Origin of the sequence: Niastella populi (assembly GCF_002078015.1) — a bacterium.
Taxonomy (GTDB): domain Bacteria; phylum Bacteroidota; class Bacteroidia; order Chitinophagales; family Chitinophagaceae; genus Niastella; species Niastella populi.
Genome location: NZ_LWBP01000243.1, coordinates 1 through 19,470 on the forward strand (window position 1 = coordinate 1; position 19,470 = coordinate 19,470).

A 19,470-nucleotide genomic window follows, 5' to 3' on the forward strand; every position below is an offset into this window, starting at 1 on the left:
TCTACTTTTAAGCATTTATACCAATACAAAATCAATGATTTATATCGGGTGAATTAGTGGTTCACCTCGATGGTCACCTTGAAAAATGCAGTAAATGGGAGAACTTGAGTGACTCGAAGGTAGAGAATTTTTATTTTTCAGGTAAGGTTTTTCTGTTGTTGTGAACTGTAGAAAGTAGTAAAGCTAGTAATTGATTTAATAGCTAATTTGGGTGAAAATTTGAAATTAGTTTATGGGCTATGATTTGCATATTACCCGAAACGTTTATTGGTTCGAGGGAGAACAAAATTCCAATGATATTTCATTAGACGAATGGTTGTCTTATATTCACATTGATGGATCTGAATTGGAATTGGTAGACACTCATGGAGTAAAGGTGCCCGAAGCAGAAGCAAAGTTACAGGTGCCGCCTGGGTTTTGTGAATGGACTTCACATCCTGAAAATGAACGGCCCTGGTTCGATTATTCTAATGGGAACATTAGTACAAAAAATCCTGATGAACCAACTATAATGAAGATGATTTCGATGGCTAAGGAGTTAAAAGCTAAAGTGCAGGGCGATGATGGTGAAGTGTATGAATTATCTGCAAGCAAGGAGATAATTTCAAGGCATATGGGGCCAGGGTTGGAAGATGAGAATAAAAGTAAAAAAGAAAAACCTTGGTGGAAGTTTTGGTGAGGCAGGTAAAATAGAGTAAAGATGTTATATAACCTCAAGGTTTATGAAGGAACAACTGTATAAAACACAGTGTCAATAAAGAATAAGGTTTCAGCGTTTACCAACACATTTTCATCATGCATGTCCTCAAGGATTAGTCCCAGTTCTTTATGGATGTAATCATTCCTTCGGTTATTTTCAAAGCCATTAAAGGTCAAAAGCTTCTTTATATCATTTAAATCAACCTGCGCATCTGAAGTGATAAACGGCTGTTTTAATACTGCATACAGAGTAGTGCCTTCTTTCACAAAACCTATTAAAGAGTAAGCTGTATTGGAGAAAATAAGATTGTGTAACAGGATGCTATTAAAGAACTCCAGCCACGTTGCATAATAAACACCGTCATTTAATTTAATTACGTGCTTATTGTCAGAATGAAGATATACACGAGCCTCACCGCCTCTGGTTAAATACCGATCTTCCCCGGGAAGATCGGTAACCCATAAATTATTTTGATTACAGAAGTTTTCTAAAAAAGCTACCTGCTTTTCTTTGAGGACTGATTTACCTTCGAAGTCTTCTTTAACCGTTGTACTTGTTGGAAAGCTTGTACAAAGGAGATTTCTGATTGTTGCGCAATGATCTTGGCTCCCTTCAATGACAGTTCCTGTAGTGATATTTTTAATTTTGCTTCGGGTATCATTGGGTAACATTTGATGTAAAATTAATGAAAAATTAGAAAAACAAAAATCACCTCAAATCCAGGGATTTAAACGCGATCTGGGTCGATTTTCGAAATACTTACGTAGCTGGAAGATAGAGAATAATTAGGGTACTTGGTTACAGAATCCGCCAGCTGGCGGATGAAGGAAAAAGGTTTTGGTCCGACCAAAACATAGCTAGCTACTAAAAACTTAAATCAGTCTTATTGATATAAGGCCTTGCCCAGGTATTAAAAAAAAGGGGTTTTTAGTTCATTGAATGGCCGCCGGCAAAACGGATTTTAGGTCCCGCTTTTACTTTCTTTTGGCCAGCAAAAAATTGTGTTATGGCTAGAGAAATGCAATCATTTTGTTAAAGCCATTGTTCGCGGGCCAAAAGAAAAAGATGTTATGTTTTGAATGTCTGGTACAATTCGAAAGGAAGTGCTATTGCAAAATGGGTATGTAGACATATGTTACAAGATTTCAAATGAATGTAATTTATAACTCTGACCAGGAAGGAGCATACAATATTACAGGCCCCTTTTTCAAATCGAAGGAGCCTGTAAACGAGAGATAAACGCGATGTCCATTAATTATTACCTGTCTTTACCTCTCTTTTTACGCTCGCCAACTTCTCCTTCAACACCCTCATATTCTCACTCACCTTCTTCTGACTCACCTTAGCATAAATCTGCGTTGTCTTAATGCTCTTATGGCCTAACAGCATGCTCACCGTTTCAATAGGCACATCATGTTCCAGCGTAATGGTAGTCGCAAAAGTATGGCGGGCCATGTGGGTGGTTAAATGCTTTTTAACGCCGCATATGCGGGCTATTTCTTTCAGATAGCCATTGTAGCATTGATTGCTGTTAACGGGTAATAATCGGTTCTTATCAATGCACCAGGGATGGTTTTTGTATTTCTCCAGTATGTCAAGCGCAATGGGTAGGAGGGGAACCCGTTCCGGCGTACTGGTTTTGGTCCGGTTCTTTACAATCCATTTTTCGCCGTCAATGCCGGTGATAATGTCATCTGCTGTTAAGCTGAATACATCCTGGTAAGCAAAGCCAGTATAACAGGAAAAGATAAATACATCTCTTACCTCAGTTAATCTATCTACATCGAATTCCTTTGTGTATATGGTGACCACTTCTTCCATCGTTAGTCTTTCGCGTGCTGGTTCCTTGTAAGTGCATTTGAAAGTTGCCAGGGGATGGGCAGGAAGCCATTCCTGGTCAACGGCGAACTTCAGTATCCGTTTCAGTATGCGGATATACTTCATGGCGGTATTACTGCATCCTTTTTCATGCGTCATCAGGAAATGTTCAAAATCTCCGGCAAAGGATGACTTAATTTCCTTCAGCTGCATATCTGTGCGCTTAAATTGATGCTTTAAAAACAACTTCACTTTTTCACGGGTGGTGTACACGCATTTTAGGGAGTGCTTCGATTTTTGGCCGCTGGTAACCTTTTCGCCAAAGCGGTCATAATAGAAGTTCATTACTTCCAATAATGATTTCTGGTTTTCGTCTACTCCCAGGTACAGGTTCTTTAAAATTTCTGCGGTAATGGGTTTCCCTAAGGCTTCCAGTTGGAGATGCTTTTTGTTCAACTCTGCTTTAATTTGGGTGAGCCGCTGGTTGATCGCTTTTACTTCTTCCGTTTTCCCTTTTACAAATTGCCCTTCTGCATCCCACACACTGGGGTTAACATGCAGGTTGGTTGACAATTCCGCTCTTTTCTTGTTAATGGTAAGGCGTAAATAAATGGCTGATTTGCCGTTTTTGGCTTTTGTTTTCTTTAGCCAATAGAGAATGAACAGGTTTTGGGTTCCCTTTTTCATACTTCACTCGTTTTGGTAACCGAATATTATTTCCTTCGCTCAAGTCCTTCACATCACTGCTTTAATCCGGTGAAACCCAGTTCCAGCAAGCTTTTCAGGAGTCCGAGGTGACCAAATTTAGAAAATAAGGCTGGTCACCTCGGAGGTCACCTTGAAACACTTGTACGAACAGGTGAATCCATGTCAAACCATGCCACCCAAAAACAAAAAACCCATACAAAACCAAAGTTTTATACGGGCTTTATGCTTTTCGTTACTTTCAAATAAACGTGAGAGTGGTCTCGTCCAGAATCGAACTGGAATATCAAGTTCCGGAGACTTGCGTACTATCCATTGTACTACGAGACCAGTATCTTAATTAAGAACTTACTTTCGCCTTTCGCCTTTCGCCTTTCGCCTTTCGCCTTTCGCCTTTCGCCTTTCGCCTTTCGCCTTTCGCCTTTCGCCTTTCGCCTTTCGCCTTTCGCCTTTCGCCTTTCGCCTTTCGCCTTTCGCCTTTCGCCTTTCGCCTTTCGCCTTTCGCCTTTCGCCTTTCGCCTTTCGCCTTTCGCCTTTCGCCTTTCGCCTTTCGCCTTTCGCCTTTCGCCTTTCGCCTTTCGCCTTTCGCCTTTCGCCTTTCGCCTTTCGCCTTTCGCCTTTCGCCTTTCGCCTTTCGCCTTTCGCCTTTCGCCTTTCGCCTTTCGCCTTTCGCCTTTCGCCTTTCGCCTTTCGCCTTTCGCCTTTCGCCTTTCGCCTTTCGCCTTTCGCCTTTCGCCTTTCGCCTTTCGCCTTTCGCCTTTCGCCTTTCGCCTTTCGCCTTTCGCCTTTCGCCTTTCGCCTTTCGCCTTTCGCCTTTCGCCTTTCGCCTTTCGCCTTTCGCCTTTCGCCTTTCGCCTTTCGCCTTTCGCCTTTCGCCTTTCGCCTTTCGCCTTTCGCCTTTCGGCCTGCTAAGCGGGCGGCAAATTTACATTAAAATTGCCAAATCTCCTTACCATTGACAATTAATGCGATATTAACGAAAAAATGCCTCCAAAAACCCTTTTTTACCGTGTTATGAGCCCTTTCCCGGCTAAACCCCGTCAGCAAATCCGGCTCAGAACGCTGCACTTCTTCCCTTCAGCTACCATTGCCACCCCATAGAAGTCCGAAAAATAACGGATGGAATTTGCATCGCTGTTTCGCCGGCAGCCTGCTACCCGTGAACATGCGATCACTCACCTACCTTTTAAAACTACTTGGTTTGTGCTGCTCCTTTTCCGTTGTTACACTATGCAGTATCGTATGCTGAAGCCCCGCACTGGTTGCCTGTAGCTGCATTACACAACCATAGGTGATCTTGAAAGCCCCAAACGAATCTGCCAGCGGCGTTTTCGTAATATGCGCCAGAATACTCCTGATAACACCGCCATGGGTTACGATGGCCACCGGTGTCGGTCCTTCCGCAATCCGGGTAAAACACTCGGTCACCCGCTTATGCATCTGCACATAACTCTCGCCACCGGGAATGCAAATATTCACAAAATCTTTCATCCATGGGTCTATCACCTCCGATGGAATGGCATCCCAATGGATCCCTTCCCATTCGCCGCAGGCCAGTTCCATCAGGCTTGGCTCCAGCGAAATTTCATGAGCGGGAAATAAATAGCTGGCCAGTTTGTGGCATCGGATGAGCGGACTGCTATACACCTGTTCAATTTCCTCTGGCAGCGCCTTTTTTATCAGTTTCGCTTCTTCATGAAAAGAATCCGTAACATCGATGTCCAACTGCCCGTAGCAAAGCCCTTTTTCAATGAGTGGCGTAGTATGTCGTATAAGATAAATTGACATGCGGCAAATTTCGGAATTTAATTCTCAACATCGCAGAATGAGCAATCAAATAACATACCGCCAGATGATGATCATGCTTAAATAGAAACACAATTCGCTTACCTGCTGAATGGCGCCCAGGCAATCGCCCGTATAGCCGCCGATCCATTTTTTGAAATACCGGGCCAGGCTGAACGCCCCATACACTACAGGGATAACCACAAGTACGAACTGCCAGCTCATAAACACAAACGGCAATAATGCGGTAATGGTGGGAACTATCAAAAACAAGATCGTAGGTTTTCTGCTGGCCACCGGTTTCGATTTGCTGCCATCGGGATCCGTAACATAATCATAATAACGCATTACCCATACCGGCATAAGCCGGCTTACACCATGCGCAGCAACCAGCGTCAATAACAAGTAGCGGTAATTATAGAAGATATTGACAGAAGGCGTTTGCAGATCGGGTGTAAATTTCGGCAGCTCCTTCAGTAAAAGGAACTTACACAACAGCACCGACATCATGCCAATGACACCATACGAACCCAGCCTGCTGTCCTTCATGATCAGCAGGATCTTTTCTTTTGTCCAGCCGCCGCCAAAGCCATCGCACACATCGGCAAACCCATCTTCATGAAACGCGCCTGTTGTTAAAAGACCTGCAATGATCGAAGCTGCAATTGCAATGTCTTCACTAATGTACTTATTGAAGATCAGAAAAGTGAGACCGCTGATGCCTGCAACCATCCAGCCGATCAATGGAAAATACTTTACCGATCGCTCGAGGTAATCAGCTGAATGATCGGTAAATCGCGGTACCGGTAACCGTGTCAGGAACATCATGGCGGTGAAAAATATGCGTAGCTCTTTTTTCATGATCTGAATCTTTTTAGGCGTGCCACGGATAACCTGGCTTTGCAAACGAACCGTTACACGCCTCCTGAGTGGTGAAAAAAACGTAGCAGGTTACTGACAGGGACCGAACCATGCGGTTTGCATTAAGCGTTTGGCGTTTGATGTTCGGCGTTGCTTACGCCGGCACTCTCGAAGCTGGCCATTTCATTCAGAAAGTTTACCGCCGATTGTATCATGGGCATCGCCAGCGCCGCACCGGTTCCTTCGCCCAATCGCATCGATAAACTTAACAATGGCGAAACCCCCAGGTGCTTTAATATTTTTTCATGACCGGCTTCCTGGCTGGTATGCGCAAAGATGCAATGATCTGTGAGGGTCGTCCAGCCCGATACCAGCGTCCTATGTTTTTCGGCAATATAAATGGCATTGGCAATCATCAACGCGGCCGTAGCAATAAAGCCATCTACCAAAACGATCATTTTTAGTTTAACGGCTTCGAGGTAAGCGCCTGCCATCATCGCAATCTCAAAACCGCCCACGCGCGATAACAATTCAATTGGCTGTTCACCCAGTGTATTCAGCGCATGTTTTTCAAACACCTGTTGCAGCGTGTTGATCTTTGTTTCCAGCTGCTCGTTGTTCAATCCTGCCCCCCGGCCGGTAAATTCAGTAACGGGTAACCCGGTTATCGCGCTCATAATAAGCGTAGCCGCCGAGGTATTGCCGATGCCCATTTCGCCAAAGCCTATACAATTGCATCCGGCAGCGGCTATCTGGTTAACGATATTTCTTCCTTTATCGATGGCCTGAATGGCATCATACACGCTCATGGCCGGTTCGGTAAGATAATTCTTTGTGCCATATCCCACCTTGGCGGTGATAAGGTTAGTTGGGTTTGAAGTAAAATCAAAATTTACGCCTGCATCAACCACCCGTAGCGTGAGCTGATGCTGCCGGCAAAATACATTGATAGCTGCTCCGCCATGTATAAAGTTCAATACCATTTGTGCGGTCACTTCCTGCGGATAAGCGTTTACCAGTCCGGTTTTCGCAATGCCATGGTCGCCCGCAAAAACAACAATATGTGGTTGCTGAATAACAGGCCGGGTAGTTTGTTGTATCAGTCCGATCTGCAATGCCAGTTCTTCCAGCCGCCCCAGTGCACCCCGCGGCTTGGTTTTGTTATCGATAATTTGTTGTAGCTGTTGCTGTAGGTTTGAGGACATAAATGCAATATGAGAAATATAATGAGATTAGCAGCCCGGGATTACTTTTTTATTTCTCCTGCGGAAGCAGATCGCAAAAATAGAATCCATATTCAGATGGCTGGTTCATTGGGTTACAGGTGTCCTGCGCCTGTTGCGGCGCCTGGTATGTTCTGTACACGATATCGCCTTTGCTAAATGGCACGGGAAATTTAAAAATGGGACCGTCAAAAACGAAGGAATGGTATTCGCCGTTTTCGCCGCATACATCAACATTCTCCGGCAGATCGCGTACAAACGATTCATCGATCAGGCGGCCGCAAAAGCTTTTATCGAGATATTTTGTATTTACACAAACAATGATGGCTTTAAAACCCAGTTGTAAAAACTCCTGCATAAGCTGTTTGGTAGACATTTTCCATAGCGGAAATACGCATTGGATGTCAACCGTTGCCAGTTTTTCTTCGCGGTAACGTTTCAGGTCTTCCAAAAAAATATCGCCGAATACGGCATTGGTGTAACCGTCGTTTTTTAGTGCCGTCACTTTGCTCATCATAGCCTGTTCATATTCCTGCATCCCCGGCTGTTCGGGCAGTTCAATGGTTTGCAATGGCAAACCGATCGACATAGCCTGGTGCTCGAGCAGTCTGCGCCGCACGCCATGCATCGAGATGCGGTCATGAGCGGCATTTACACTGGTAAGCAAACAATCGACATGATATCGTTTATCCTGTTGTATGTAATGCAAACAAAGCGATGAATCCTTTCCGCCGCTCCAGTTCATATAGGACCTTAACCCTGGCCCTTTCAAAGGGGCGGATGATGATTGTTCTATTGAGATGGGTTGAATATTATTGTTCATTTTGTATTAAGCATTTGTGCGCAAAGGAAAGCTGTCGTTGGTAATGTGTTCGAACTTTGAGCCATTGACCATTCACCATTGACCATCCACTATTCACCCCTTTATTGCCACCGGTATCCCGCTCACCATAAACACCACTTTATCTGCCTGCTTAGCAATGTACTGGTTCATCCAGCCCTGCAGATCGGTAAACTTTCTGCCGATTTCGGTTTCGGCATGCATGCCCATGCCCAGTTCATTGCTGATTATAATAAATGTATTTTCAGCCCTGTTCAGTTTATCTATTTCCTGTTTGCATTGCTGCAGGCAGGCGTCAATATCGTATTTGTTATCAGTAAAAAAATTGGTAAGCCATAAGGTTACACAATCCACAACCACCACGTTGTTTAAAAAAGAAAGGCCGCTGATATTTTTTTCCTCTTCAATGCTCGTCCAGCGTTCATCGCGTTCTGCCTGGTGGCGTTGAATACGTTTTTCAAAATCATCGTCCCAATGACGGGCGGTTGCCAGGTAAACCGGGGTGTTGCTCAATTGCAGCGCCAGTTCCTGTGCATACCGGCTTTTGCCGCTTCGCGCGCCGCCGGTGATAAAAACAAGTCCAGGCCTCCCTCTTACTCCTTCCGGTGTAGGGGAATTGTTGGCCTTTTCATCTGGTACCATTGTTGAAATATTTTTCCTTGAATAAAGTATACCGTTGTTTTAGTTCGAGCAGGCAGTTACGGCAAAGGCAATCGGTATAACGTTCTTCTATAAATGATCTTTCTTCGACAGTGAACGTGAGCCCATAACATTGGCAATGCATTACATCGCCCACTTTGCATTCAAAAGGGGCCTGGCAGCGCGGACAGGTTTTTTGCTCATGTTTACACATAGGCAGGTGATGATTGAAGAAGCGGTTCGTATTTATGTTGCAAATGCGCAGGCACGGTGAACAGGGTAGGGTGAAATAAAGCGGATAATAATTCAATACCGTCTGTTAGCGTACTGGCGCTGGGTTGCGTGAAAAGATCGTAATCGGCCATAAACACCGCGTTGTTGCGCACCGCCGTCAACTGCGCCCATTCTTTTTTCTCAGTTAGTAAATGAATTTCTTCAGCAGTTCTGGAAATGGTAAAACCACAGGGCGCTATCACCAGTACTTCCGGGTCATATTTCACGATCTTTTCCCAAGGGGTAACAATACTGTCGCCGCCGGGATTCGATAACATATCGATACCGCCGGCATAAGCAACCTGGTAGGGGATCCAGTGGCCGCAATTGTAAACCGGCGCCAGCCATTCCATGATCATCACCCGTTTGGGCGGCGCTTTGTGTTTGCGCAGATCATCGGTGATGGCATCGATCCTTTTTTGTAAACCGGCCAGGTAAGTATAAGCCGCTTCTTCATTGCCCATGGCCGACGCAATGGTGATGGCCGTATTGAAAACATCGTGCAGGGTGTTTGGTGTAAGCGCAATAAGTTTAGGTTGTTTTTCGAGTTTGGCTACCGCCGCAGCTGTGCAGGCCGTATCTATCTGGCATACCTCGCAAACATCCTGGGTGAAAATAATACCGGGTGAAATGGCTTGCAGCAGGGGCTCATCTACATAGTACAAACTTTTGCCCTGCGCTTTGGAGGCCGAAAATATTTTATCTATTTCCATGCTGCTGTAGGAATGTCCTTCCAGCACACAGCGAACTACTTTTTGTTTTTCTGCCAGCGCCTGCGGCGGGCACTCGAAGGTAATGCCCTGCAACAGGTGCTGCAGGTTCATATCATAGATCATTTGTGTGGCGGCGGGAAGGAAGGAACTGGTGATCATGGAAATGAGAAATTAGAAATGAATGAAAAATGAGAAAGTAAAGAAGGATTACAGGTTACGGGGTAGCTATTTATTGAACAAACCCTGTAACCTGCAACCGGAACCCGGTAACCAGTAACTAACAGGCTTGAGCTTCAACTTGCGGAAACCCACCTGCAACTTGGAATCTGTAACCTGCAACAGCTTATTTAAAATCGGGAGATTATTGTTTTACAACATTCAATCTTAATAAACCGGCTTCAATGCAGTATACTTCGTTTGCAACCATTCGAACAAACCAAACAGTAAAGCGCTGTAGAAGGCAGTTCCACCGAGGAAACGCAACTCGTACGGAATGGCGGTGATCAAACGTTGTATGTATACTGAGAGGGTTAATTTATTTTCGGCCAGGCAGCCGCCGATATCGCTTACCAGCCAGTGGATCAGTGTTGATACCACCACCGCGATCGCAATATTCTTAACGTTGATATCGCGAATGATGAGTTTACCGGCAATGGCCATCAGGGCAAAGGCGCCGTAGGTCCATACCCAGCCACTGTATAAGATACCGGTACGGTATTCAGAATCGGTAAAAAAAGTGAGCATAACTATTACGTCACTGATGAACAACGTTAGTAAGGGAAATGCAAATGGTTTTACATTGCCATTGAAATATGCGCCGCCAAACAAAGCCATAGCGCCAATGGGAGTAAATACGGTAAGAGGGCCCCAGCCGCTGAACGAGGCTATACGCAGGATCGCCATCGCCACAATGATTAACAGTAACACCGCGTTGCGTGGATTGATCTTCAGAACTGACATAGTGTGTTTTTTTTGTATGAATAAATTTACATGTTTATACGGAAGCCGCCATTGATTGTGAAACCCGGCGTATTATATCCGTATACCTCTGTATATTTTGTATCGGTAATGTTTTTTGCATCGGCAAATAGCCGCAGTTTGCCATCCAGAAGTTTATACTCGGCATAAGCATTCAGCAATGTATAAGCTTTTAGGTCAACGGTACTGCTGGCAAAAGTATTGGGGTCAAAGAAAATGTCATTTCTTCTACCCAGGCTTTGGGCTGTTAACGCAAGATACAGTTGTTTGGTTGCCTGGTAACCCACAGTGCCGGTGATGGTATGTTTGGGCCTGCGCAACAGGTTATAATAGCTGGTATCTTTTCCATTGCGCGTTTGATGAATGTCGCCCGTTACATACATGTACGATGCTTTCACCGTCCATTTATCAGTGGGGGTAAAACCAGCCTCTAGTTCAAAACCTTTGTCTTTTTGTTTGTCTACATTGATGAGGCGGTTGCCTACATAGGCAATCAGGTTTTTGATATCGCGGTAAAAACCGGTAGCTGTTACCTGCAGTTTTTTATCGATGGCTGCAAATTGCACTCCGGCCTCTAGGTTGTTCGATTCTTCGGGTTTCAGCTCAGGATTGCTGCCATAGAACGTAGGGCCGAACAGATCGGTTACGGTAGGCGCCTTGAATCCGCTCGATACATTGGCGAAGAACTTATAGTTGTTGGCTACCAGGTAAGATAAACTCACGTTATAGGTAAAACGGTCGCCGAATTCGGAGTGATGGTTGTAACGGCCACCCAGCTCGAGGCTAAGGCCATCCAGGTCGAGCACACTCATCGACAGGTATGGACTAACAATATTTACCTGCGGGTTCTTCTTTGCAAGCGTGGTATCGAGCAGGCGATAGGTTTGGTAGTTGGCGCCTGCCATTAATTTTACTTTTTCAATGAGGTCGTGCACGAGATATATTTCACCGCTGTTGAATTGTCCCCTGAAGAAAGAAGTGCCCCAGTCGGTTACATACTTTCTTTTGCTGTACGTATAACCATAGTTGGCGGTAATGGTACCGTGGGGAAGCGTATAGGTGGCAATGGCGCCGGTATTGTTCAGCATGGAATTGAATATACTTCCACCATCGGTAAAAGCATCGGCATCGAAATTGCCATCAAAAAAGCTATACCGGTAATAGGGCGAAATTTTCAGGTGTTTGCCTGCCCTTACGGTAAGGTTGCCCTGAATGCTATGCCGGGTAAAACCATCTTTGTCGAAATTCGCCCTGTGCGTAGTGTCAAGCGCTTCCGAAATACCATCTGTATGTTCGTAATTATAATTTATATTATAATCTACAATGTTTGTATGGCCGTTAACGCCCGCACTTCCGTTAAATGAGTTGAAGGAGCCATAAGTGGCGCCGCCGTTGAAGCCGAAAGGCTTTTTGCCCGCTTTACGGCTGATGATATTGATAACACCGGCAATTGCGTCAGAACCGTATAAAGTGCTTTGGCTGCCTTTCAGTATTTCAATATGATCGATCTGGTCAACCGGGAATGACCGCAGGTCAAATGCGCCGCCCGAACCTGATGGGTCGTTCACCGGAATGCCGTCGAGCAGAATGAGCGTATAGTCATTCGATGCGCCGCGCAGATACAGTGATTTGTCTTTGCCGGGGTTGCTGTTGGCGCCGTTAACAAGAATGCCTGTTTGTTCGGTCAGGATCTGCGATAAACTTTTGCCGTGGCTTTTTTCAATTTGTTCATGCGTTACCACGGTAACTACTTTACCTGTCTGGCTTAATTTAACCGGGTACTTGGTAGCAGTGATAACAACTTCATCGAGTTGTTTTGTTTTGGTAGAATCCTGCGCCTGGCTTTGCATGGCGGCGAATAATACCGGGAAGGGGAGTAACTTTTTGATCATGCTCATAGTTGCGTTTTGATTAACTATGAACCTTCGGAATAATGAAATACTAACTGAAATGAAATAATCTTGTAAGGAAAGACTGATTTCATCCCGGCTTTTCACCCGAAAGCTCGTTGATGTAAAAACTGCAACTGGCAGGTCTTCTGGCTCGTTCTCTGTTGTCAGACCTTCCCATTCCGGTATTGGCGGAACAGTGGTGTGGAGTAACAACAGTCGTGAAGTTTGCCTTTTGTCAGGCTGATGAAATGGCGGGTACGTATTTCACGTTTGCCGTTTCATGGCTTGTCCCGACTTTAGTCGGGATTTCACGATAATGAACTTACAGCTACGGGGATAGCACCGGATTTTCACCGGTTTCCCTTTTAACCCCCGACGGTACCGTCGGGAGACCAATTACGGCGCAAAAATAGGGGGAGCGGGTGGGAAAGAAAAATATGTAATTATTTGATTGTAAATCAATTTATTGCTTCTGTGTGAACCGGTACCGGAACGATACCCCGCCAAAATAGTTAACACCGGGAGCCGTATTATAATACCGGCCGCCGGCAGCATTGATATCATTGCCGAGGCTATAGCTAACATCGAACAAATTGTCAACGCCGGCAAACAGGTCCATCATAATAGATTTGCTTAACGGCGTGCGCCAGCCGGTTCTTCCCCCCACCAGGTTATAGGACGCGGCCATTTCGGTATTGGCATCGTTCAATGCGGTAGGGTCGCTGTAAAACCACGTAAGGTTCATATACAGGCCGGGGCGTGTAGTTATGTCGAGGCCGGCGGTTAGTATATGTTCAGCAATGCCGGGCAGGTGCTTCCCCGAAAAATCGGTAGCGATCACTTTAAAGTTTTGGTAACGGAATTTATTCCAGGTATGACTTGCCCACAGGCGTACATTGCTCATAAAGCGATTGCTATTGGGCAGCAATTGGTAGCTGGCCTGCGATTCAATGCCCTGTTGGCGGGTGCTGCCTGCATTTTCAAAATAATCGGCCCCGCTGGCATCGCGCCGCTGTACAATGGCGTTCTTCAACTGGTAATGAAATGCGTTCACTTCAACATACAAACGTTGTTGCAACCAGCTGCTTTTAAAACCGGCTTCATAGTTTACACCATGTTCGGCCTGTAAACTGGTATTGATGATACTGGTAGAAGGTAATATTTCACCGGTACCGGGGGGCGAAAAACCTAACGACACGCTGGCGTACACCAACACCCCGGGCATTAAACTTTTTGAAATGGCCAGCCGCGGCGCCCATTCGCTGTTGAAGTTAGCGGTCAATTTCCCGGTTTGCGCACCGGTGAGCCGGGTAATAGTTACAGATGATTTATTAATGCTTACACCGGCGCTTACCGACCAGTTGCCTGGCAGGTGAATATCGCCCTGTACAAAACCAGAATATATATAGTTATCGATATCGTCATCGGTTTGCACCGTATCGGGGTTGCCGCCTGCATTCGCAAATGTTTTGGTATTGAAGAACCCGCGTTGCCCTTCCCCACCGAACGAGATCTGTAAACTGCTTTCTTCCCATTGTTTGTCGAACGTGAAAACGGTACGGCCGCCGAAATGAGGCTCCGTTCTTCTTTCATAATTACGGAAGGTAGGGTTCTTTATACTGGAGAAAGCGCCATACACTACCGTAGTGTTCTGCAGGTGTTCGGTAAACCGGTACCGGTGGTTGATGCCAGCCAGGAATGTTTTCTGATAGATGGCTGCCTGCGCGCCATCTGCGCTGGGGAAAGCACCTGCCGCCGGCCTTGCCGAACGGGGATTGTTTTGAAACTGGGTGGTCGTGAGCCCGCCCGGGGTCTGGTAGTAAAGGTCGCCATACAACACCGAAGCAGAAAGCTGTTGTTTTTCATTTGCGATGGCCTGCGTTTCCCAGGTGGCCACATCGCGCCGCATACGGGTATGATCGCGATAGCCATCGCTTGTTTGATGCGTATAGCTGAATGTATTATTATGATCGGCATCACCCGTGGTCACCTGCGCGTTGATGTTTTGCAAATTAAAACTGCCGGTGCTGTATTGCAGGTTTATGCCGGGTTCCCTTTTGTTGCTTTGGCTGTTGATAAGCACAGCCCCACCCGTACCGGCGCCGTATAAACTGCTGGCCGGCCCTTTCAGCACTTCAATGTTTCTTACATTGAAATAGCTAAGCTGGTTAAGATAGGTATTGCCACCGGGGTCGGTGAAGGGGATGCCGTTCCAGTACACTTTTACATTGCGTACACCAAACGGCGAGCGCAGGGTACTGCCGCGTATGTTTAACCGGTAGCTGCCGGGTGAACGTTCTTCCATATGCACGCCTGGCGTGGCATTCAGCGCAGGCAGTAAACTGGTATTGTTGTACCGCTCCAACTGGGCGGTGTTTATAACATTTATGGCTGCAGATACTTCCTGTAGCTGCCGGTTTTGCTCATAAGCCTTCACGATCACCGTTTGTAAGGTTGATGCCGAGTCGTGATGGGGACTGTTCTGTGCATGAGCAGTTCCGGTTGCTAAAATTGCTAATGAGATAAGGAGCCAGGTTTTCAGCATTGTTCAATGAATTATCCCTAAAGGTAAATGCAAATATTATTTTAACTTTCATTAATGAAGTCTTCTTCGAGGTTAAATTTATTCGATCTGTCTATGATCGTCGTAAGCCTTGTAATAGGTATGGGTATTTTCCGCACGCCGGTGAATGTGGCTAAACAGGCGGGCTCTGCCGATATGTTCTTCCTGGCCTGGATAGTGGGTGGGCTGATTGCATTATGTGGGGCATTGACCTACGCCGAGATCGGTTCACGTTACCCGGTCACCGGCGGTTATTATAAGATTTTCTCCTATTGTTATCACCCTTCCATAGCATTTGCCATCAATTGTATCATCCTGGTGTCCAATGCCGCTTCGCTCGCCGGCGTGGCATTGATAGGGTCTGAATACCTGGCCAACGTGTTTTTCAAAGGCAGTAGCGGGGACCTGAGCTTTATAAAACGCATCATTTCAACCGCTGCCGTGATCATTTTTTATGGGGTTAACCTGCTGGGCCTTAAAATGAGCTCCCGAACCCAGAACGTACTAACGGTAATAAAGATAGGCCTGGTGTTATTTTTGATAAGCACATTGTTCATCGGCGATTATGCTACCCCGTTGACGCCGGCAGCAGCTGCGGAACCCGGTCTCATGACTACGCTGAAGGCCTTTGGCGCCTGCCTGGTGGCGGTAAGTTTTACATATGGCGGCTATCAACAAACGATAAATTTCGGGGGCGAAGTGAAGAACCCGTCAAAAATTTTACCAAAAGGGATATTTTTTGGCATAGCTATCATAATGTTGCTGTATATTACAATTAATTACACCTATTATAAAGTGATAGGTTTTGAAAACCTGAAAGGGGCGCAATCCATTGCTGCCATCCTTGCCGGTAAATTATTTGGGGAAAAAGGATTTACAATTTTATCGGTGCTGTTATTCCTTTCTGTGCTTGCTTATGTAAATGTATTGCTGATGAGCAATCCCCGTGTTATGTATGCTATGAGCGATGAAGGTGTATTACCGGCTGTTTTCAAAAAAGTGACCTTGAAAAGAAACGTAATTGTGGTGTCGCTCAGTGCATTTGCCGCACTTTGCCTTATTACCTTATGGTATGGCGAAACATTTGATAAAATTCTCGATCACACTATATTTTTAGATTCCATTGGCATGGCCACTTCAACCGCTACGATATTCATTTTGCGAAAAAGGGGCGTTGGAGAGGATGTAAAAGATAGTTATCGGATGAAACTGTTTCCCTTGCTGCCGCTGATATTTATTGCAGCCTATATTTTCCTGGCTACCAGCATTGCAATAAATACCCCAAAAGCAGCGTGGGTAAGTACTTTGGTATTTGCAGTATTTTTCGCTTTGTATTTTGTTTTACGCGCTTTCAGGAAATCTTCTCAACCAAACTAACGTCGCATGATTGACCTGTCGTATATTTTAAATGAATTAGGCGAAGACCGGGAACAGTACTTCCGCGCTATTTCTCCCCCCATTATGCAAACCAGCAATTTTGCATTCAAAAAGGTTGATGAGTTGCGTAAAGTGTTCGAAGATGAGTTCAGCACCTACCTGTATAGCCGCGGTTTAAATCCAACAGTTGATATCCTGCGCCAGAAACTGGCCGCCCTCGATGAAGCGGAAGACTGCCTCGTGTTCAACAGCGGCGCTTCGGCCATCTTTGCTTCGGTATTTTCGAATGTGCAATCGGGTGATCATATCGTTTCGGTTCGTAACCCCTATACCTGGGCGCAGAAAATGTTCGATAACATCCTTCCCCGTTTTGGCATCAGCACTACCTATATAGATGGCACCAACATCGAAAATTTCGAGCGGGCCATTCTTCCCAATACCAGGATCATTTACCTTGAATCGCCCAACAGCTGGGATTTTGTTTTGCAGGACCTGCAGGCCGTTGCTGACCTGGCAAGAGCTGAAAATATTATAACTATTTGCGATAACAGCTACTGCACCCCATTGTATCAACGCCCAATTGCCATGGGTATCGATATGGTATTGCAGTCGGCCACCAAGTTCATAGGCGGCCATAGCGATGTAGTGGCGGGGGTATTATCGGGTACCCGCCAGATGATGAAGAAGATCTTCGACAATGAACTGCTGAACATGGGTAATGGCATAACGCCATTCAATGCCTGGCTGCTGATCCGCGGCCTGCGTACCCTGCCGGTTCGGCTCGAACGCATTTCAGCTACCACTATAAAAGTGGTGGAATATCTCAAAAACCACCCCCAGGTGGAGGAAGTGATCTTTCCATTCGACCCCTCTTTTCCACAATACGACCTGGCCCGCAAACAGATGACCGGGGCCTGCGGCCTGCTTACGATAGTAATGAATGCAGAAAAAATGCAACAAATTGTAACCTTCTGCGAATCTTTGCGACACATTCTTATGGCCGTGAGCTGGGGTGGCCATGAAAGCCTGGCCATTCCGCGTTGTGCTTCCATATTACCGGAAAATTTCGACGCAGGCAACCGGGCTCATAAAATGATCCGTTTTTATGTAGGCCTCGAAGACCCGGATTACCTGATCGCCGATTTTGAACAGGCATTTGCCAAAAGCCGGTAAATTTTACCTTGCCCGCCAGGGCCGGGCCAAAAGCCGGAAAACAGGTGCGAAGGCAAGGGAAAGCATAGTGAAAAAGATAATATTTCGGTTAGGGTAGGTGACCACCAGCTGAACCGCATGTTGAGAGCCATTTTTCAGCAGCGGGCATCGGCATGTATATACCATTCACCTGTGGCTGTTAATTCATTATTTTAACTGACCGTTTATCAAAAACCAGTTCTTTCACCTCTCATTACAATTACTTTTGGACCATGAAACATCCATAAAAAATAATTCATCATCGTCTCCGGGCAATGAAAAATATTTTATAGTGAGTTCCCCGTCCTGACCGTTCATTCGGGCGGGCATCTGGCCATTAATAATAAATTATAAATTTTGATGAAAAACAATAAGGCCCTGATATTAATTACTTTCCTTGTTGGTTGCCTTGTGTTCAATGCATCTGCACAGGACAAATGGGACCTGCGCCGCTGTGTTGAGTATGCGTTGGCCAATAACATCTCCGTTCAGCAAACCGATCTGCAGGCACGGCTGGCCGATGTAAATCAGCAACAGGCAAGATGGTCGCAGTATCCTAATGCCGACTTCAGCACCAATACCGGGTTACAATGGGGACGGTCAATTGACCCCACCACCAACCAGTTCACCAGTAATCAGTTGTTGTACCAGGGCTATAACCTGAGCGCCGGGGTAACCGTATTTAACTGGCATCGCATCCGCAACAATATCGTGGCTGCCGGTTTCAGTTCCGATGCTGCCAAAATGGATGTGGAGAAGATCAAGAATGATATTTCACTCACCGTAGCCACTTATTATTTGCAGGTACTGTTATCGTATCAGCAAATTGCGATAGCCAAAACGCAAATGCGGCAAACATTTAGCCAGTGGGACTTGGTGAAGAAAAGAGTGGATGCAGGCGCTGCGCCCGAACTGGAGGCCACAACGCTGGAAGGACAATACTTTACCGACAGCTCCAATTACATTACCGCCAAAGCAACAGCCGATCAAAACCTGTTGCAACTGAAACAGGTTTTAAACATCGATGCGGGCAAGGCTTTCGATATTGCCGAACCGCCGGTTGAACAAATACCGGTAGAACCTATTCTGCAGTTGCAACCCGAAACTGTTTTCCAGATCGCTATCCATAACCAACCTGCGCAAAAAGCCAATTTGTTAAGACAGCAATCGCTGGAAGCATCTTTACGCGCAAGCCGCGCGGCCATGTACCCTACTATTTCGGTTGGTGGTACATTGGGTACGAACTTTTCAAGCGCCGACAAAAAAGTGACCGGCATAACAGTGAACGGTTTTACACCCAGCGGCGACGTGGTACGTTTATCGGGCGCCGAATACCTTGTGTATACGCCGAATGTATCGGTAAACCAGGGCAAGAAAACATTTAGCGAACGTTGGGATGGATGGGGTACACAGATCAATAATAACTTCAGGCAAAGCCTCGGGCTTAGCATTGCGGTGCCTATCAACAGCGGCGGCAACGCCCGTTTCAACTATCAGCGATCGAAGCTCGATCTTAAAAATGCAGAGCTTACCCGCTCACTCGCCGATCAAACGTTGAAGAACGATATTTATAAAGCATATTATAATGCATCGGCCGCTCTTGAGAAATTCAATGCTGCGAAGAAAACGTATGAGGTAACCCAAAAGGCCTTTGAATTTGCACAGAAAAGATACGACCTTGGCCTGTTAAATTCATACGATTACCTGATAAGCCAGAATAATATGAACCGCGCCCAACTCGATATGACCTCAGCACAGTTCGATTACGTGTTCAAGATGAAAGTGCTGGAGTTCTATAAAGGGCAGGGTATAAAATTATAAAGTGCCGCAGCGTAAGGTGTGCCACACTTACTGCTGGTATATTATAACAAAACGTGGCACATCTGTTAAATTGTTCATGAGATTCTAAAC

Annotated in this window: 17 protein-coding genes, 1 tRNA gene and 1 riboswitch; of the genes, 5 read left to right on the forward strand and 13 right to left on the reverse strand. The window is 45.8% G+C overall.

The annotated features are described in order from the left end of the window. Nucleotides 1-232: 232 nt before the first annotated feature. Nucleotides 233-679, forward strand: coding sequence for a hypothetical protein (locus tag A4R26_RS31020; RefSeq protein ID WP_081170500.1), 447 nt, complete (start codon nucleotides 233-235; stop codon nucleotides 677-679). 41 nt (nucleotides 680-720) lie between these two features. Here A4R26_RS31020 and A4R26_RS31025 read toward each other — a convergent pair whose 3' ends face one another. From A4R26_RS31025 to A4R26_RS35280, 3 genes are all read right to left on the reverse strand, one after another. Then, nucleotides 721-1,371 (reverse strand): putative polyvalent protein kinase domain-containing protein, encoded by a 651-nt coding sequence (locus A4R26_RS31025; RefSeq protein ID WP_081170502.1) that lies wholly within the window; start codon nucleotides 1,369-1,371, stop codon nucleotides 721-723. 580 nt (nucleotides 1,372-1,951) lie between these two features. Further along, entirely contained in the window at nucleotides 1,952-3,205 is a 1,254-nt protein-coding gene (locus A4R26_RS31030) for a site-specific integrase (RefSeq protein WP_081170504.1), read from the reverse strand. Nucleotides 3,206-3,481: 276 nt separating this feature from the next. Then, nucleotides 3,482-3,553: transfer RNA gene (locus tag A4R26_RS35280), tRNA-Arg, on the reverse strand. On the opposite strand from A4R26_RS35280, the gene A4R26_RS34685 reads away from it, so the two are divergent. Continuing rightward, nucleotides 3,539-4,135: a hypothetical protein gene (locus A4R26_RS34685; protein ID WP_133054838.1), complete on the forward strand. Its 597-nt coding sequence runs from the start codon at nucleotides 3,539-3,541 to the stop codon at nucleotides 4,133-4,135. The genes A4R26_RS35280 and A4R26_RS34685 overlap by 15 nt on opposite strands. Before the next feature lie 267 nt (nucleotides 4,136-4,402). On the opposite strand, the gene cobC is transcribed toward A4R26_RS34685, so the two are convergent. The 10 genes from cobC to A4R26_RS31090 form a co-directional block, all read right to left on the reverse strand. After that, on the reverse strand, nucleotides 4,403-5,011 hold the full coding sequence (gene cobC, locus A4R26_RS31045) for an alpha-ribazole phosphatase (protein ID WP_081170506.1): 609 nt from the start codon (nucleotides 5,009-5,011) through the stop codon (nucleotides 4,403-4,405). Between the two features lie 45 nt (nucleotides 5,012-5,056). Continuing rightward, entirely contained in the window at nucleotides 5,057-5,869 is an 813-nt protein-coding gene (locus tag A4R26_RS31050; RefSeq protein ID WP_081170509.1) for an adenosylcobinamide-GDP ribazoletransferase, read from the reverse strand. Between the two features lie 122 nt (nucleotides 5,870-5,991). Then, entirely contained in the window at nucleotides 5,992-7,092 is a 1,101-nt protein-coding gene (gene cobT / locus A4R26_RS31055; RefSeq protein WP_081170511.1) for a nicotinate-nucleotide--dimethylbenzimidazole phosphoribosyltransferase, read from the reverse strand. A gap of 31 nt (nucleotides 7,093-7,123) precedes the next feature. Further along, nucleotides 7,124-7,915 (reverse strand): Dph6-related ATP pyrophosphatase, encoded by a 792-nt coding sequence (locus A4R26_RS31060; protein ID WP_242675064.1) that lies wholly within the window; start codon nucleotides 7,913-7,915, stop codon nucleotides 7,124-7,126. A 93-nt stretch (nucleotides 7,916-8,008) separates the two neighbouring features. Further along, nucleotides 8,009-8,575 carry a bifunctional adenosylcobinamide kinase/adenosylcobinamide-phosphate guanylyltransferase gene (gene cobU, locus A4R26_RS31065; RefSeq protein ID WP_081170513.1) on the reverse strand — a complete coding sequence of 189 codons (567 nt, stop codon included), beginning with the start codon at nucleotides 8,573-8,575 and terminating at the stop codon, nucleotides 8,009-8,011. Then, entirely contained in the window at nucleotides 8,562-8,786 is a 225-nt protein-coding gene (locus A4R26_RS31070) for a cysteine-rich CWC family protein (RefSeq protein WP_081170515.1), read from the reverse strand. Before A4R26_RS31070 ends, cobU begins: the two co-directional genes overlap by 14 nt. After that, entirely contained in the window at nucleotides 8,779-9,717 is a 939-nt protein-coding gene (locus A4R26_RS31075; protein WP_107685927.1) for an ABC transporter substrate-binding protein, read from the reverse strand. The genes A4R26_RS31070 and A4R26_RS31075 overlap by 8 nt, the downstream gene beginning before the upstream one ends. A 225-nt stretch (nucleotides 9,718-9,942) precedes the next feature. After that, on the reverse strand, nucleotides 9,943-10,518 hold the full coding sequence (locus A4R26_RS31080) for a DUF6580 family putative transport protein (protein WP_081170519.1): 576 nt from the start codon (nucleotides 10,516-10,518) through the stop codon (nucleotides 9,943-9,945). 26 nt (nucleotides 10,519-10,544) lie between these two features. Beyond that, nucleotides 10,545-12,434: a TonB-dependent receptor plug domain-containing protein gene (locus A4R26_RS31085; RefSeq protein ID WP_081170521.1), complete on the reverse strand. Its 1,890-nt coding sequence runs from the start codon at nucleotides 12,432-12,434 to the stop codon at nucleotides 10,545-10,547. A 113-nt stretch (nucleotides 12,435-12,547) separates the two neighbouring features. Then, nucleotides 12,548-12,840: riboswitch (cobalamin riboswitch) on the reverse strand. 51 nt (nucleotides 12,841-12,891) lie between these two features. Beyond that, on the reverse strand, nucleotides 12,892-14,973 hold the full coding sequence (locus A4R26_RS31090) for a TonB-dependent receptor family protein (protein WP_081170523.1): 2,082 nt from the start codon (nucleotides 14,971-14,973) through the stop codon (nucleotides 12,892-12,894). 54 nt (nucleotides 14,974-15,027) lie between these two features. On the opposite strand from A4R26_RS31090, the gene A4R26_RS31095 reads away from it, so the two are divergent. From A4R26_RS31095 to A4R26_RS31105, 3 genes are all read left to right on the forward strand, one after another. Beyond that, nucleotides 15,028-16,368 carry an APC family permease gene (locus A4R26_RS31095; RefSeq protein WP_081170525.1) on the forward strand — a complete coding sequence of 447 codons (1,341 nt, stop codon included), beginning with the start codon at nucleotides 15,028-15,030 and terminating at the stop codon, nucleotides 16,366-16,368. 6 nt (nucleotides 16,369-16,374) lie between these two features. Next, entirely contained in the window at nucleotides 16,375-17,541 is a 1,167-nt protein-coding gene (locus tag A4R26_RS31100; RefSeq protein ID WP_081170527.1) for a trans-sulfuration enzyme family protein, read from the forward strand. A 378-nt stretch (nucleotides 17,542-17,919) separates the two neighbouring features. Then, the gene (locus A4R26_RS31105) at nucleotides 17,920-19,380 is read left to right on the forward strand and encodes a TolC family protein (protein WP_081170529.1); all 1,461 of its coding nucleotides are present in this window, start codon (nucleotides 17,920-17,922) and stop codon (nucleotides 19,378-19,380) included. Nucleotides 19,381-19,470: the final 90 nt, after the last annotated feature.

What these genes read in the sequence shown, in the direction of transcription:
- A4R26_RS31020 (WP_081170500.1), top strand. Translation starts at nt 233, where the DNA reads ATGGGCTATGATTTGCATATTACCCGAAACGTTTATTGGTTCGAGGGA.
- A4R26_RS31025 (WP_081170502.1), bottom strand. Translation starts at nt 1,371, where the DNA reads ATGTTACCCAATGATACCCGAAGCAAAATTAAAAATATCACTACAGGA.
- A4R26_RS31030 (WP_081170504.1), bottom strand. Translation starts at nt 3,205, where the DNA reads ATGAAAAAGGGAACCCAAAACCTGTTCATTCTCTATTGGCTAAAGAAA.
- cobC (WP_081170506.1), bottom strand. Translation starts at nt 5,011, where the DNA reads ATGTCAATTTATCTTATACGACATACTACGCCACTCATTGAAAAAGGG.
- A4R26_RS31050 (WP_081170509.1), bottom strand. Translation starts at nt 5,869, where the DNA reads ATGAAAAAAGAGCTACGCATATTTTTCACCGCCATGATGTTCCTGACA.
- A4R26_RS31060 (WP_242675064.1), bottom strand. Translation starts at nt 7,915, where the DNA reads ATGAACAATAATATTCAACCCATCTCAATAGAACAATCATCATCCGCC.
- cobU (WP_081170513.1), bottom strand. Translation starts at nt 8,575, where the DNA reads ATGGTACCAGATGAAAAGGCCAACAATTCCCCTACACCGGAAGGAGTA.
- A4R26_RS31070 (WP_081170515.1), bottom strand. Translation starts at nt 8,786, where the DNA reads ATGTGTAAACATGAGCAAAAAACCTGTCCGCGCTGCCAGGCCCCTTTT.
- A4R26_RS31075 (WP_107685927.1), bottom strand. Translation starts at nt 9,717, where the DNA reads ATGATCACCAGTTCCTTCCTTCCCGCCGCCACACAAATGATCTATGAT.
- A4R26_RS31080 (WP_081170519.1), bottom strand. Translation starts at nt 10,518, where the DNA reads ATGTCAGTTCTGAAGATCAATCCACGCAACGCGGTGTTACTGTTAATC.
- A4R26_RS31085 (WP_081170521.1), bottom strand. Translation starts at nt 12,434, where the DNA reads ATGAGCATGATCAAAAAGTTACTCCCCTTCCCGGTATTATTCGCCGCC.
- A4R26_RS31090 (WP_081170523.1), bottom strand. Translation starts at nt 14,973, where the DNA reads ATGCTGAAAACCTGGCTCCTTATCTCATTAGCAATTTTAGCAACCGGA.
- A4R26_RS31095 (WP_081170525.1), top strand. Translation starts at nt 15,028, where the DNA reads ATGAAGTCTTCTTCGAGGTTAAATTTATTCGATCTGTCTATGATCGTC.
- A4R26_RS31100 (WP_081170527.1), top strand. Translation starts at nt 16,375, where the DNA reads ATGATTGACCTGTCGTATATTTTAAATGAATTAGGCGAAGACCGGGAA.
- A4R26_RS31105 (WP_081170529.1), top strand. Translation starts at nt 17,920, where the DNA reads ATGAAAAACAATAAGGCCCTGATATTAATTACTTTCCTTGTTGGTTGC.